Origin of the sequence: Rhizobium rosettiformans W3, assembly GCF_004912135.1 — a bacterium.
Lineage (GTDB): Bacteria > Pseudomonadota > Alphaproteobacteria > Rhizobiales > Rhizobiaceae > Allorhizobium > Allorhizobium rosettiformans.
Window position 1 is genome coordinate 1 of sequence record NZ_STGU01000007.1, and the last position, 14,380, is coordinate 14,380.

Genomic DNA, 14,380 nt, shown 5'->3' on the forward strand with positions numbered 1-14,380 from the left:
AGTTCACCTTTTGGATTCGGGCGGGGCCATATGTCAAGCTGAAGGATGCCGTAACCCATCAACGCTGGCACCGCGTAGGCCTTAACACCGTTCATGGTCTCTCTCTCAGAGGTTTTAAATCCCTAGAACAGCTCACTGAAGACGATTTGGAAGATTACTTCGAGGAATCCGTTGTGATGGGCGTCGATGGGATTCTCAACGTCGACGGCAGGGCTGATGCTCTTTTGCGGCCGTTTCAGACCATCGAAGATGTGCCAGAAGAATTCCTGATTAGGAAACCCCAACTAAAATTGAACGCGGTAGCCGTCGCGAAAGCATGCAACCTTCCAGCCTCCGTCACAAGTTTGAAAGCCTTTCATTCCAAGCTACAGCTACAGCTAGAACGCTTGACACCTCAGCTTCCGTCACTGGAGGCTGATGCAGATTGTCATGCAGACGCCGATGCCGACGGTACGGCCGGGTGTGTGCTTTCTGCCGGGTCTATGTACGACTTCATATCATACTTCGAAGCGCAGCACGCACTACGCGATGTAATGAACTGTCCAACCATCAGGTTCAACCCTTTCAAGGAGGAAACGCCATACGAGATCGCAAAACGTCTCGGCCGGGCCGGCAGGAGAACACCGATCGCCCCTCATTACCTGATGATCCGATTGTTCGAGGGCTGTTCGAAGATTCTGGTAAATGACTGGGAGGGCATCCGATCGGAATACATGCGAGCGGCTCGGCTCTACCTCACTTCGTCGGTCAGTTGGTCGGAAGTGTTGCAGGCTCGTTCGAAGGTCCTTCATGTCGCTGAAGCATGCTTCGTTCTAATCAGTGGGTTCACCGCACGTCGTCCAGGAGAGGTCCGGCTGTTAGAGCGCGATTGTTTGGCTGGCAACGACGAGAAGGGTTGGTGGCTCAAAGTCACCGTGATTAAGAACCACGATCACACAAAGACCTGGGTCACAATTCCCAACATCGTGGCGCGTGCGGTCAGCATCTTGATAGAAATTGCTGACTTACACGCAGATGAAGCAACTACAAACAAACTCTTCGTCACTTATGCCCCAAATCTGAAAAGGTTTGTGGAGCTGAATGTTGATAGGGGGATCACGGAGTTTGCCCGCAAACTCGATGCCGTGTCGTACGAGGAGGACGGCGTAGAAAAGGAATGGGTATGGTATCCTCGCCAGTTCCGTAGATTCTTTGCGGTTCTCTTCTTTCACCGGTTCAACGGCGGCATGGAAACGCTGTGCCACGAGTTGAGGCATTGGAGCGTCGATCAGGCGCGGGGCTACGCGACCCTCGACACAGAAGCAGCTCGTTACTGGCTAAAGACAGAGCAGGAGTTCAAGCGTCACGTTGCCACTACAATTGCGAACGACGAAGAAGAGTTGACGGGGCCGCTAGCAAATCGTTACCGGAAGCTGTCGGAGCGCTCAAAGCGACTGTTACGTGGCAAAATAGTCTTGGTAGACCAAACCGCTGCGGAGTTAATTGTCCGGCACATGGGTCGCCAAGCAAACGTTTTCACGGTTAACGCGTGGAGCACATGCGGATGCCCTAATTCGCAAAAGGGCACCGACAAGGCAAATTGCCGGAAGGGCGGAAAAGGGCAAGGTCTGGGTGCTAGCCTAAAGGACGCGGGGACATCGGTCTGCGGTGACTGTCCTTGGGGCATGCAGAATTCAGCGCAACGTGCATATGTTGCACGCGATGCAGGCAAGACAAGAGAAATCCTTGACAACGATTGCCGGCCTCAAAACATTTTTAAGATGCTGCAGGAGCGCCGATACCTGCGCCTCGTTGAGCTTGTGGAGGACCCCGCATGATCAAACGGACGAGGCGAATTCACACCGCCGAAAGAAAGAAAAGGCGCGTTTTCGAAGGTACGATGGAACAGCGTTTGCGTTCCAGGATTGAAGTTCTCGGGAAATTCAAGCCCGAAGACATCACGCCGGAACTCTGGGAGAAAATAAGTAGTCTCGAGGCCGTGAGAAAATGGGAATCTCTGGAGTATGGCATCCAACCCATCGGTTCAAAGAAGAAGTACACGACGGTAGACGCTGACTTCGGGGCAATGGTCGTTTTGTTGCAGCGTGAAATCAGCCGCCTTCAACCACGTTCGGCGAGCGCCACGCCCAACCCCAGAAAGCCGCTAGCAGTACAGCTGCTCGAGAGCAAGCAGGCACAGCAACTGCTTTCGGCGCGTTTCGAGGTTGCCAAAAGAGACAGACGTCGTCTGTCGCAGGAGTTGGGAAAGAAAACCAAGACCGCACGAGCCCAAGAAACACTGATTGAGCACTACGAGCGGAAGATTGATGCGCTCAGCCAAGAAAACAGCAATCTGAAAGCCAGGCTGCTAGCCTTCCAAGGTTTCAAGGTCGTTCAATGAGTGTTTCGAACGCATCGCTCAGCGCAACCTACAAACAACGGCTGAAAGTACTCCGTCAGCAGCACGAGACAACCGCGCCTTTCGATCGAGGGAGAGTGGTTCGCAGATGGATTACCAAGGAGATAGCGTGCCACCCATCTTTCTTGAGCACACCTGCCGTGAAGCCATTTCTTCAAGAGTGGGATTCCGTCCGGGGTGGGAGGTCCGCCTCTAACAATACGACCGCAGAAGAACCGGCAGCCAAATCGGTGCATCGAGACGCCCAGCTGGATGACCTTACGATCGAACGCATTCGGCGCGAGCAAACCCGAAAGGTTCGAGATGGAGTTGAGTGGGGAGAGGCCCGTGTGGGCCGCAAAACCCGGAAGTGCCCCGAGGTCACATTCAACAACGCGTTTCAAGAGGAGATTTACAGCTGGCAGTGTGTTCGAATACGGGTCGAACTACCAGACACTCTCTGGGACAGCGCAAAAATCATGCTGCAGTTTTTTCGGTGGCTTCGCAAAAATAGGCTTCACTGGGTCGATGTGGACGACGAGATTATCCTGGAGTTCCGCGAGGCGTTGCGAGCAAACGGCGACACGAAGGCCCATGTCAATAAAGTTATGGGCGTCATCCATTCTTTTTACCGGCATCAAGAACTGTCCGGTCGATTGCGTTACAGAGTTCAAGTCTATGAACCGGCTGCGCTACCTGAGGACTTACTCGACTACCAATTTCCTATCACGAGCGAACTTCGGACACGTGTGTCGAAGCGTGGCGCTAAAACTAGCGGCTGGGCATCGCCTTGGCTGCTGAGAGGTAAGGAAAGCTCCTACGGGAAAAAAGCAACGCCAACTGACGAGGTAATGCAGACCGTCCATAAACTCCTCCGAAATCAGAAACACGGACTAAGGAACTCTGCGATGCTGTCCGCGTATGAGGACAGCGGTGGAAGACGTAAGGAAGTGCAATTGATTAAGGTTGACCAGATGCCTTCTCCACAACAGCTGCACAACCTTTTGACAAGCAACGGCGTGTGGGTGATTGAGGTCAGCCGTAAGGGGCAGGACGAGCAGACGGGTGAAGTCGCTCCTCTACGTTTCAGGCCCGCGACCGTGATGCGACTGATGAGCTATGTCGATGGTCCACGAGCAAAGATCGTTCGGGAAACTGGGTCCGCAACGCAAGAACTTTTCCTGAAAGACAATGGAAAGCCCCTGAAGCTCGATAGCGTAACCAAGCTTGTGACGAAGGTCTTCCGCGAGGCAGGACTTTCTAATAGCACACTCCACAAATTGAGAAGCCGTTATATCAAAAAGAAAATCAAAACGCGTTTGGACACCGCTAGAGAGCACGCGGTAAAGATTGGTCCGGCATCGAATTGGACGGAGACAATTCTGTCGGCTTCTGCGATCGACATGAACCATAGCTCTGTTGCGGAGCTGCGGCCCTATATGGACGATATTTTTGCGGAGGAAACGGCACACGGGGGGGCAGACGCGCTTGCAAATCTCGAACACCAGCTAGAGGAGACGAAACAAGCGCTTGCTGACATCGAGATTCGCTTGGCGGGCTCGCTGGCGTTCCACAATATCCTTCGAAAGATCGACTCCTCTCCGCGTCGAGACGTAATCCTAAACCAGGTTCATGCATTTGTTGAGGACCTTTTACGGAGGTAGATGTGAGCACTGCCACCCCCTTCAGCGTGGTGAAGTTGATAACGCATCGTAGCGCAGATCATTGGACTAAGCTTAGGTGAGGACCCAGTGGACAGTGCAGAACGACCGCCGGCTTCCGGTAGCAACGCGATTGAGTTGCATGGCAAAATCGCGTATTCATGCTTGCATGCTCGAAATGGAACTTAACTGCTTGTACGGGTCGTTGCCGAGTGAGGTGAGTTCACTAATCTCTGGGCTGAAAGCAGCTGCGGGTTGTGCCTGCAAGACCGATCCAGAGTCCTCGTTTCCACGCAGGCTGCCGAGGATGTTTTGAAGGTTGTCAGTTTGTTTTCGGGTTGCGGTGGGCTGGACATAGGCTTTGAGCAGGTCGGCTTCGAAGTCATTGCTGCCTATGAAGCCCATGATCGCACGGCACAAACTTATAATCTCAACTTGAAGAATGTGGCGAGGAGCCGTGTTCTGGATGAGGGGTCCGATATCGGCCAAGGTGCTGATATTGTGCTTGCAACTCCACCTTGCCAAGGGTTCTCCACTGCGGGGGGATATCGACAAGAAGACCCCAGAAACGATCTTTTGTCGGTGGCTGCGAAGCTGATAGTGTCCGCTAAGCCTCGAGTAGCGGTGATAGAGAACGTCGCAGCATTGGGCAATTCGCGTAATCGAAATACGATGCAGGTTGCCATCGATATCCTGGTTGCAGGCGGTTATGCCGTGGAGTTCAAGGTTTTGGAAGCTGAGAGGTTGGGCGTCCCTCAACGTCGGCGGCGTCTGTTCATCATCGCACGTATAGGAAGAGCTCATTTCCACCTTGCGGGCTTAGGTGATGGCCCACGAACACTGGGGCTGGCCAATGTGTTTGGCGGTTTGAACGAGCAGGCAACTGATCACAATCCTAAACCACTTACTAAGAATTCCAATCACGAGCGTATCGCGAGGAGGATTGGCCAGGGTCAAAAGCTTTGCAATGTGCGAGTTGGCGATGCAGCGGTGCCGACGTGGGATATCCCGGAAGTTTTCGGGGAAGTTTCTGCGGACGAAAGGCGGATACTCGAACTTGTCCAGCGGCTCAGGCGCACTGAACGAGAGAGGTCTTTCGGCGACGCCGACCCTGTTTCCTTGGAGAGACTGAGCTTTGCGTATGGTCGTGATCCAACGAGCAACGTAGATTCACTGGTCGGCAAGGGTTATCTGAGGCGACTTAATGGAAAAATCGATCTCACGAATACCTTCAATGGCAAATATCGCCGTTTGGACGTCAACGATGTTTCGCCCACAGTGGATACGCGGTTTGGGGACTTTCGACTGTTTCTTCACCCCACCGAGCAACGGGGAATGACCGTGAGGGAGGCGGCGCGCATCCAAGGGTTTCCCGATAGCTTTACTTTCGACAAAGATGAACGCATCGCATTTACCCAAGTAGGTAATGCTGTCCCGCCACCTGTAGGTTACGCCGTAGCCACGTTTGTGAGATCGCTTTTGTGACCAAACTATCCGAAATACCCGTCGCGTGGGATGCCGGAGGCGATAGGAACATTCTGGAGCCCGGAACGGTCAGTTATGTTCGGTTCCTCGGTCAAAAGCTCTTCGACGACTATGAGCCGCTGCAATTTCACTCGTTCGACGCCCAATTGCTTGACTGGTTGAATAACGTTGAAGACGAAGACGATCGAAAGCTCCTTTTCGCCTTGTTGGGGGACATCTTCTACGTGGGGCGCAAAGAGTATGCAGCTCTGTATCGTTCAGCGTACAGTGGGATAATTTCGTCGTGGATCGTAGATGTATGTTCGCTTTCCCTATTCTCGCCCGACATTGACGAGCAGATTAGGACTCGCGTCAACGAGAGTTGGGTGTGTCCGATGACGGATAGCCTCCGCATCAACGCCTTTTTAAAAACGAACAACTTGATCAGTCAGTCGCTTCGACCCGATTGGCATTCTCTCAAAGAATTGGGCGATCTCGATAAGATTCGAACATATCTGGCAAAGGCACACATCCGAAACTTGATTATACTTGAGGATTTTGTCGGAACGGGCAACCAAGCATCGGGAGTGCTGACATTCCTTGGCAGTAATTTCCCAGAACTCAACGTTTTACTTTGTCCGCTTATCGTGTGTCCAAAAGGAGATGAGCGCCTTCACAGCATCGCCGGTCGATTTCCGAACGTCACGTATGCCCCGCAGTTGGTTCTTCCGCAGTCATCTATTTTCACAGAAGTCGGTGTGCAGGGAGAACCGACTCACCATGCGGGTGCACGAACTCTATTCGATAAAATATCTGCAAGATTCGATCTACCTAGCCACGAAACGATGTACGGCTTTAAATCAACCGGTTCCCAAGTTGTGATGCATTCGAATTGTCCCAATAACACATTGCAGGTTTTTCACCATTCGTCCGACAAATGGGAGCCTTTGTTCCCTAGAGTTCGGAGGGTGTTATGAAGTCTAACCCGTTCTTCGAGCTATACGTAACAGACAGAATTTCTCCTCGTGATTTTGTCACGATCTTCAGTGACTTCCTTGTTCCGCACGCGGAACCCCTGTTTCTTCAGGGTAATGCCGTTATTACTGGTATACAAGGCAGTGGCAAGTCAATGCTGTTGCAACTTCTTCAGCCTTACATCAGAAGGCAATATTTCGAGTCGGACACGGAGTTTCCTGTGCCGCCCGAACGCCGCAAATTCTTGGGGGTGAATGTCAACCTCGCCCATAGCAGCGCTATTGATTTCGGGTTGAGACGTGATTTTGATGACGAACCGGCGGAAGTTGAGCTTCTCTTCGCAGATTTCTTTAATTATCTCGCGATCGATGGCCTCTTAAAGAACATTCGTTATATCGCCGAAGGCCCCGTCGAGCTAGCGCGAGAAGCGGGGCTTAAAGTGATGGGCAACGAGGTGAACGAGATTGCTCGCTCGGTCTCGCAGTTGCCCGTTTGGGAAGGCTGGCTTGAGCCTACTTCATCTCTTGATGATCTTCAAAAATCGGTCGCCTCACGGCTTCATGGGTATCGCCGATATCTTCACATGAAAGATAGGGTGCTTGATCCAAGCTTCCGCTCCACTCGCACAGCAGTAGGGATACCGATCATCGAGTGTGCTGAGGCGCTCCGAAATTCTGGCTTTATTGCTCCAGGTACAAACGTCTTCGTGAACGTCGATCAGTACGAGGAGCTCGGAAACATCTCGTCACGGAATAAGGAAAATCCTGCGGATTATCGGGCAGTCATCAACAAGGCGTTGGCCTCGAGAGACCCGCGTGTCTCATATCGAATTGGCACGAGAGGACATGCTTGGCGAAGACATAGCCAGATAATGGGGACAAATGCGAAGTTAGAGGAGGAGCGGGACTACAAATATGTCGATCTCGATATGCTCCTCAAGCGATCGGAGAATGTTGGCAAGGATATTTTTAGCAAATTCGCACGTGATGTCTTTCAGCGGCGGCTGAAGTTCGCCGGCTTCAGTGAGATGTGTGTCAGGAGCAGCGGCACCGATGCTTTGGTTGACGTATACGGAAAGAGCCCAACGTCGTCTGAGAAGGTGCGAAAGTTCGGTATTCGAAGACCTGAGCGGGCGTTACGCTTCGAAAAGGGAACGAAGCCGCAAACAATCGAAATCTTGAATAGCCTGGCCAAAAGGGACCTGCTCAGCGCAAAACTTGGTGAGATTTGGATACGCCAGAAGGGCGATGTGTACGATTTGCAGGTTCCGGATGAAAAGCTTCCATGGGAGCTACAAAAATATTGGAAAAAGGAGAGGAGAGAGGTCGCTGCGCTTCAAATAGCTTCCCAAACTGGGACTAGAGCTCTGTGGGGTGGTGCGGAAGACATAGTTGGATTGTCGGGTGGAAACATTCTTGTTTTTTTGAGCCTCAACCAGTTCATCTGGGACACATGGCTTCAAGACAAGGGGCGAGATTTCAACTCTTTGGAGGACCTTCCAAAAATAGAAATAGGTGTCCAGACGGCAGGCGTTCATAAGGCAAGTCACTTCTGGGTTGAAAAAATTCGGCAGGAAACTGGGAGAAGCGGGGATCGTTTCCGTTTTGCCTTCATCGTTGCAGAGTTTTTGGCCCGTAGATTGTACGAGGACGACAAGCTCAGCAATCCCGGCCATACGGGCTTTTCCGTCCTCATGAGCGATCTTGAAGATTTTCCTGGAGTGAAGGCTTTTTTGGAAGAATTGGCGGACTACGGCAACTTTTTGATGTTGGATCACACGACCAAGAATGCAGATCGAAAAGGCAGGGTGAAGCTGTACTTCCATCCCGTATTCTGTCCGCGCTTCGATCTTCCGTACGTGCGAACCAAGGAGCCCTATTACGCGTCCGTAAAGGAGGTACTCTCTTGGATGTTCAGCGCCGGCTCCAAGGTCGCCCTTGCGCCTCAACTCCCTTCTTCGCAGAAGGAACTGTTTTCCGATGGCTGAACTGCAGTACCGGCCGTGGGGCGATTTTGGTTGGCTGTTGAACGGGTTTGAAAAAAAGTCATGGGTTGCGCTAAGTTGCGTTGCAACGGAGAAGCGAAGCGTCTCCTCAATTATAGAATTGTCCAAGTACGTCGACTGGATGTCAGTAATCAGTATAGACGATCCCGATCCTATGGATGAAGCTACTCACCAACAGGCGTTGGAGAAATCGCGAAATGCAGTGGTGGCTGCAGTCTCGTGCAAAGCTACCTTTCACCAAGATGAGCTCAAGTCGTCGCTCGACACCATACGGGAGAGGGTTGAGGAGTGTGTCCTTCGGTCTCCTAATGTTGTCCTCGACGTCACATGTTTTCCCAAACGCTGGTTTTTCCCTATCCTACGCTTCCTGTATCAAGACAGCCGTGTTCGGAACCTTGTAATCGCTTATACTGCGGGAGAGGGGTATGCTGAGCAGATATCTGAAAACTACGAGCTTCTCAGGCCCATTCAGACTTTTGCGTCGATAGATGCTCGGGCAGATCATGACGTTGCGTTCATCGGCGTCGGCTTTCACTCAATCAGTATGCTCACGATGTTCGGAGACGACAGGCCGAAGGCGTTGCGACTTCTCTTTCCATTTCCTCCTGGACCGCCAGGCCTTAAACGCAACTGGCGCTTCGTTGAGCATATCGAACGCACTATGAAATTCGCGGACGGAACCGTGGAACCGTTCAAGCCACTTGATTATCTGCAGTTATCGGCCACGGATGCGTCGCAAGCGTTTGATGCCATGAGAGCTGTGAGCAAGAATGGTCAAAAGACATCCTTAATGGCCCCCTACGGTCCGAAACCAATTTCATTGGCGATGTGTCTGTTTTCCCTTGCCGCGGAGGCAAGAGACCTACCTGAGGTTCCAGTGTACTATGCACAGCCTCAACGCTACGCCACGAACTACACGGAACGTGCTGTTGAGCGCCACGGAAAACTTCAGATTCTGGGGTATTCAGTGAAGTACGAAGGACGGCAAATTTACCAATTATAAAAAAATGGGGCTCTGAAGAGCCCCATTAATTTAGCTTCCTACTCTCGACAACAGGTAAACGTGTTGCCAACGACTGCCCATCGAGATGATAGACGCCCGCACTGCAATCGCTAAGCGGTTTCGGAGCCTGCTATCTAATGTTGCTGGAGATTTTAGTCAACCGCAGTCCGCTCCGCGTTGTTGAGGTTGCTTAACAAGTGATGAAGTTCGGTAATTATCGTATAAGTCGCGCCCTATTTTGTCGCGGGAAACGGATCACCGCTTGAATCTCAGCGAGTTGTCGCAGGGGAGGTGTAGGAGACGTTGCGAGCCCTCCGGCCGGTCGTTGTCCCAGGTCAAGTGTGCCTGCCTAATCGGCCGGGTTTGCTGACTTGGTTGGGCAGCCGCTACATGGCCGTCACAAACCTAACCTATATCGGAAAATCGTTCGTCGCCGTACAGGGCAATCTTCGCGCTAAAACCGCCGAGAGTGGGGTTCTGGATCGTAAGCGCTGTCTGCTGTCACGTAGACCTCTAAGCGAGTTGGCTTGACCGCGAGATTCGCGCGTCTCATCGTCTTCCTCTTCCATCTTGTGGTCCGGCTTTTCCTGCCAGTGTCCGGACGATCATTAAAATTGTCGGGCATGGCGAAACTAGGCTTAAACATCCTTCGTTTAGACATTCGGCGAATTCATAGAGCACTTAGCTCGGGAAGTTTGCATATGGCCGTTATGTCAAGGATGCGCTTTGCAATCCTGATGTCTCTTGCGTTGCTGTTCGCTCTCGGGGGAGCCTTGATGGTAGTCGAGGGGCGTGAAGGCGGTTGGCCCGTCTTGCTGTTCTTCCTGTCCTCGGCTGTTGTCTTCACCGTAGTGCGGTATCCACGAAAGTTAACATCGGAACCCTCTGTCTCGATAGTTGCCGCGTATCCCGAACCGGTCACTCTGGTCGGCCAACGGGGTCGGAATTTGTTGATCGCGGGGGTCTCTGCTGTCTTGGCATTGATACCAAGCTCATTTTCCCCAGCCTATGCTTTGCCCGGCGGCGTGATTAGCCATCTGGCCTTCTCAATGGTTTTCGGGGTCCCTGCACTCGTATTGGCAGCGGTGGCCATAAGGCCTAATCGGCTCACACTGGATTCGGAAGGAATGAAGTTCACAACCCTCCTTTCCACCAAACAGTGGAGTTGGCGCGATGTCCAGGACTTCACACCGGTTTCTTCCATTACGCGAGCAGGCAGGATAATCCCTGTCAGGCAGATTATTGGATTCACCGACCGCAATGCCGATGAGCCGGGGCGCTCTGCCCCACAGAGCGGAAAGAACTCGATGTTTGCCAACCAATTTGCTGTCTCCGACGAAGAACTCGCCTCAGCGCTAAACTTCTGGAGAAGACGTGGGGTAGCAGATTAGTTGCCTGCACTTTGACGCTTCGTCAAAAGACCAAGGCAGCAGCTCATCGATCTGGCTCTGCTCGTGGCCGGAGACGATGGCAGTGAGAGTGCTGGTCAAGTAGGCCCTGCGGATCGACGGCATTCAGTCTGCACGTCTCAATCAGCGAGGCGATGGTTGCCCAGTTCTCGGCCCAGCGTCATGTCCTGCAAAGAGTGCGTTATTCCGATTAAGGGTAACCGCTACTTCCAACCCACGTTCGCCACGGGTCTACGTTCTCTTCAGAGTGATGCGCACTGGCGTATCAAATGCTTTGTGTACTACACAGGTTGTGCCGCTAGCGTTGGGGATTCTTCAAAATGACGAGCTTTCGGACCGCATCAGTGCTAATCTCGTCTTCGCTGTTTGTTGCCACCGCGTTGGCCATCTTCCCCACGGCCAACGCTGCCATCGCTGACGACACGACATCAGTGACAGAATACTTCTTTGCGAAGAATCCCAAGGAAGCATATCCTCAATTTCAGAGTACCAACGTTCACCTGATTTATTCTTGCATCTATGCGAGAGGCGTTGAGCCCACAAGTGTTTGTGAAGACTTGAGCGCTATTGCGGCGAGGAACGGGCTGGTAACCTACCTGAGGTCGCGTTTTGAAGATCAGATCGGGGTGAACTTCTTGATCTCGGGCAGTAAGCGCCCAGCAAATAGTTTTAAGCATGTTTATGGTGCCTGCGGCTTCAGAGATCGGATCAATCGGTCAATCGTGATCATAGAAAAGCGGATCAGGCCCGACGATTTGGAGAGATGCTTCTATACGTCGTCTCTAGTCCATTTAGGATTCTACGTTGATACAACGATATCAGCAAAGATCGACCGGCAGTCCTTTGACGAGATCGTGGCTCATTACGTTGGTTCTAATGCGCCACCATGACGGCCCCGAACGCGTAATGCCCCCCAACGAGCGCATTAGGCTTTCGGCTTTCGCCCTGGATCATATACATTGTAGTTCCAGGGAAGCAGGCCTTCAATCTGGCTCTGTTTGTGTCCGTTGACGATAGCGGTGAGCGTCGTGGTCAAATAGGCCTGCGGATCGACAGCATTGAGCTTGCAGGTCTCAATCAGTGAGGCGATCATTGCCCAGTTCTCTGCTCCGGCATCATGGCCCGCAAAGAGTGCGTTCTTCCGATTGAGGGCTATCGGCCGGATGGTCCGCTCGACGCTATTGTTGTCAATCTCGATGCGGCCGTCGGTCAGGAAGAGCTTCAGTCCATCCCAATATTTGGCGATGTAGGCTAGTGCCTCCCCGAGCGGCGACTTCGTTGCCACGCGGGCGCGGTGATGGACGAGCCAGCTATGTAGGTTTGCGACGAGTGGCGCTGATCGCTCTTGCCGTCCAGCGAGACGAGCCTCGGGATCAAGACCGCGCAGTTCGGCTTCAATACGATACAGCTCGCCGATCCGCTTGACGCCATCCTCGGCAATCGGTGCTGACCCGTTGCGGGTGATCTCCACCAGCTTGCGCCGGGCATGCGCCCAGCAATAGGCAAGCTGAATGTCTGGGCCGATACGCTCTGGTGCGATCAGCCTATTGTCTCCCGCATAGCCATCCACTTGTAGGATGCCGGAGAAGCCCTGCAGTATTTGTTCGGCATGAATGCCTCCCCGGCCAGGAGCATAGGTGAAGGCAACACTTGGCGGAGCACCGCCGCCCCACGGGCGATCATCCCGCGCCAGCGCCCAGAAGTATCCGGTCTTCGTCTTGCGGGAGCCCGGATCGAGAACCGGGGCACAGGTCTCATCCATGAACAGCTTGGTTGAGCGCTTCAGGTCGGCGATCAACGCATCAAAGACGGGCCGCAGTTCATAGGCTGCCCGACCGACCCAGTCGGCCAGCGTGGACCGGTCGAGGTCGATTCCTTGGCGGCTCATGATCTGCGCCTGCCGATAGAGTGGAAGGTGATCCGCATACTTAGAGACCAGCACATACGCGACGGTCGCTTCCGTCGGCAGCCCAGCCTGAATCAACCGTGCCGGAGCTGAGGCTTGGACGACCCCGTCGGTGCAGGCACGGCAGGCATACTTAGGGCGGCGGGTGACGATCACGCGGAACTGTGCGGGGATCACGTCCAACCGCTCGGAGACATCCTCGCCAATGCAATGCAGGCAACCGCCGCAGCCACAGATCAGCCTCTCTGGCTCAATAACTTCCTCGATACGCGGGAGATGCTTCGGAAACGAGCCGCGATTGATCGCACGTGGCTTGGCAATCCTATTTGCCGCAGGAACGTCCGCCTCATCCTCTGCATGGATTACGGCCATAGCCGTTTCCAGGTCTTCCAGCGCCAGGTCGAATTGGTCAGGATCGGTCTTCTCGGATTTGCGTCCGAAGGCTGCCTGCTTGAATGCTGCGACCAGCTTCTCAAGCCGTTCGATCCGCTCATCCTTGCGGGCGATATGCTCGTCCTTGCTCGCTATCGCGACATCCTTGGCCGCCTCGCGTGCTTGCGCCGCGATCAGGATCGCCTTCAGGGTGGCAACATCATCGGGAAGGTCGGCGGCATCGAGCATGGCTGGAAGCTACCAAATCCGGAGCCGATTTGCCTTTGGAATTTGCCGTGCTGAGTCATCGTGCCGCAGCTACTCGATGGCCTCCGGGATTCTCGTCTGGATGGCATGAACCCGCCGCCAATCGAGGCCAGCAAACAGTGCTTCGAATTGGGCGTGGGTGAGTGTCATCAACCCGTCCTTGATGCCGGGCCAGGTGAATGTGTGCTCTTCCAGCCGTTTGTAGGCCATGACGATCCCGGAACCGTCCCAGTAGATCAGCTTCAACCGGTCCGCCTTGCGGGACCGGAACACGAAGACCGTTCCAGTGAACGGGTCCTTGTGCAGTTCGTTCTTCACCAGCGCCGCCAAGCCGTCATGACCCTTGCGGAAATCCACGGGTTTGGTCGCCACCATGATCCTGACGCGGTTCGATGGAAAGATCATGTCGCCGCCGCCAGGGCGCGGGCGATGGCAGCGATCCGGGCAGCAGACGCACCTTCCTCAAGACGGATTGTGACGGGACCGACGGCAATCTCGGCGCGCGTAGCAGCCTTTGCCGTCGGCGGCTCCGGCAATGACGTCTCGATAACCATTGCCGCAAACTCGACTGCTTCTTCCGGCTCTGGCAGCACCAGCTTGCCCTGCCGAGCCAACGTCCGCCACGATGACAGGTGGTTGGCCTTCAGCCCGTAGCGTTCAGCCACTTCATTCACCGTCACGCCTGGTCTCAAACTCTCCGAAACGATCCGTGCCTTGACCTTGTCAGGCCAATGGCGGTGCGCCTCACGCCTGCTCCGCCCCGTTGTGAGAACCTCCAACGTACTCTCCATGGAGAAACTCCTTGTCGCTCATCCATGGAATGTCGATCACAGATCAGGCAGCGGCTGCCAATGTGGGGGCGGAACAGCGCTTACTCTGGATCGTTGGGTGGAGCCCCCCAAGACTGGGTATAGAAACTCGTCGGAACGGTCCATGGCGTG

At 53.7% G+C, this 14,380-nt stretch carries 12 protein-coding genes and 1 pseudogene; 9 read left to right on the forward strand and 4 right to left on the reverse strand.

Translation table 11 applies throughout. The annotated features are described in order from the left end of the window. The 8 genes from FAA86_RS24620 to FAA86_RS13585 form a co-directional block, all read left to right on the forward strand. A partial coding sequence (locus FAA86_RS24620; RefSeq protein ID WP_167494979.1) for a hypothetical protein occupies positions 1-1,817 on the forward strand: 1,817 nt, incomplete at its 5' end. Then, entirely contained in the window at positions 1,814-2,380 is a 567-nt protein-coding gene (locus FAA86_RS13555) for a hypothetical protein (RefSeq protein ID WP_136541386.1), read from the forward strand. The genes FAA86_RS24620 and FAA86_RS13555, both read left to right, overlap by 4 nt. Positions 2,381-2,727: 347 nt before the next feature. After that, complete coding sequence (locus FAA86_RS13560) at positions 2,728-4,041, forward strand: site-specific integrase (protein ID WP_136541388.1); 1,314 nt, start codon at positions 2,728-2,730, stop codon at positions 4,039-4,041. 309 nt (positions 4,042-4,350) lie between these two features. Next, positions 4,351-5,523, forward strand: coding sequence for a DNA cytosine methyltransferase (locus FAA86_RS13565; protein WP_167494980.1), 1,173 nt, complete (start codon positions 4,351-4,353; stop codon positions 5,521-5,523). Beyond that, positions 5,520-6,479, forward strand: coding sequence for a phosphoribosyltransferase-like protein (locus tag FAA86_RS13570; RefSeq protein WP_136541392.1), 960 nt, complete (start codon positions 5,520-5,522; stop codon positions 6,477-6,479). The genes FAA86_RS13565 and FAA86_RS13570 overlap by 4 nt, the downstream gene beginning before the upstream one ends. After that, positions 6,476-8,464 (forward strand): ORC-CDC6 family AAA ATPase, encoded by a 1,989-nt coding sequence (locus FAA86_RS13575; protein WP_136541394.1) that lies wholly within the window; start codon positions 6,476-6,478, stop codon positions 8,462-8,464. The genes FAA86_RS13570 and FAA86_RS13575 overlap by 4 nt, the downstream gene beginning before the upstream one ends. Beyond that, positions 8,457-9,485, forward strand: a complete 1,029-nt coding sequence (locus tag FAA86_RS13580; protein ID WP_136541396.1) for a hypothetical protein — start codon at positions 8,457-8,459, stop codon at positions 9,483-9,485. The genes FAA86_RS13575 and FAA86_RS13580 overlap by 8 nt, the downstream gene beginning before the upstream one ends. Before the next feature lie 701 nt (positions 9,486-10,186). Continuing rightward, a complete protein-coding gene (locus tag FAA86_RS13585) occupies positions 10,187-10,876 on the forward strand; it encodes a hypothetical protein (RefSeq protein ID WP_136541398.1) in 690 nt (229 codons plus the stop codon). Here FAA86_RS13585 and FAA86_RS13590 read toward each other — a convergent pair. Then, positions 10,841-11,095, reverse strand: a pseudogene (locus tag FAA86_RS13590) (transposase domain-containing protein); the annotation flags it as partial. The gene FAA86_RS13585 and the pseudogene FAA86_RS13590 sit on opposite strands and share 36 nt — an antisense overlap. Positions 11,096-11,214: 119 nt before the next feature. Here FAA86_RS13590 and FAA86_RS13595 point away from each other — a divergent pair. Further along, entirely contained in the window at positions 11,215-11,784 is a 570-nt protein-coding gene (locus FAA86_RS13595) for a hypothetical protein (RefSeq protein WP_136541400.1), read from the forward strand. A gap of 35 nt (positions 11,785-11,819) precedes the next feature. Here FAA86_RS13595 and tnpC read toward each other — a convergent pair whose 3' ends face one another. The 3 genes from tnpC to tnpA all read right to left on the reverse strand — a co-directional run bounded on the left by tnpC (position 11,820) and on the right by tnpA (position 14,230). Continuing rightward, on the reverse strand, positions 11,820-13,421 hold the full coding sequence (gene tnpC, locus FAA86_RS13600) for an IS66 family transposase (protein WP_136541402.1): 1,602 nt from the start codon (positions 13,419-13,421) through the stop codon (positions 11,820-11,822). A gap of 69 nt (positions 13,422-13,490) precedes the next feature. Then, a complete protein-coding gene (gene tnpB, locus FAA86_RS13605) occupies positions 13,491-13,844 on the reverse strand; it encodes an IS66 family insertion sequence element accessory protein TnpB (protein ID WP_136541404.1) in 354 nt (117 codons plus the stop codon). Beyond that, complete coding sequence (gene tnpA, locus FAA86_RS13610; RefSeq protein ID WP_136541406.1) at positions 13,841-14,230, reverse strand: IS66-like element accessory protein TnpA; 390 nt, start codon at positions 14,228-14,230, stop codon at positions 13,841-13,843. Before tnpA ends, tnpB begins: the two co-directional genes overlap by 4 nt. Positions 14,231-14,380 lie beyond the last annotated feature (150 nt).

Excerpts from the sequence above, each read along its gene's own strand:
- FAA86_RS13555 (WP_136541386.1), top strand. The coding sequence starts at position 1,814 with ATGATCAAACGGACGAGGCGAATTCACACCGCCGAAAGAAAGAAAAGG.
- FAA86_RS13575 (WP_136541394.1), top strand. The coding sequence starts at position 6,476 with ATGAAGTCTAACCCGTTCTTCGAGCTATACGTAACAGACAGAATTTCT.
- FAA86_RS13580 (WP_136541396.1), top strand. The coding sequence starts at position 8,457 with ATGGCTGAACTGCAGTACCGGCCGTGGGGCGATTTTGGTTGGCTGTTG.
- FAA86_RS13585 (WP_136541398.1), top strand. The coding sequence starts at position 10,187 with ATGGCCGTTATGTCAAGGATGCGCTTTGCAATCCTGATGTCTCTTGCG.
- FAA86_RS13595 (WP_136541400.1), top strand. The coding sequence starts at position 11,215 with ATGACGAGCTTTCGGACCGCATCAGTGCTAATCTCGTCTTCGCTGTTT.
- tnpC (WP_136541402.1), bottom strand. The coding sequence starts at position 13,421 with ATGCTCGATGCCGCCGACCTTCCCGATGATGTTGCCACCCTGAAGGCG.
- tnpB (WP_136541404.1), bottom strand. The coding sequence starts at position 13,844 with ATGATCTTTCCATCGAACCGCGTCAGGATCATGGTGGCGACCAAACCC.
- tnpA (WP_136541406.1), bottom strand. The coding sequence starts at position 14,230 with ATGGAGAGTACGTTGGAGGTTCTCACAACGGGGCGGAGCAGGCGTGAG.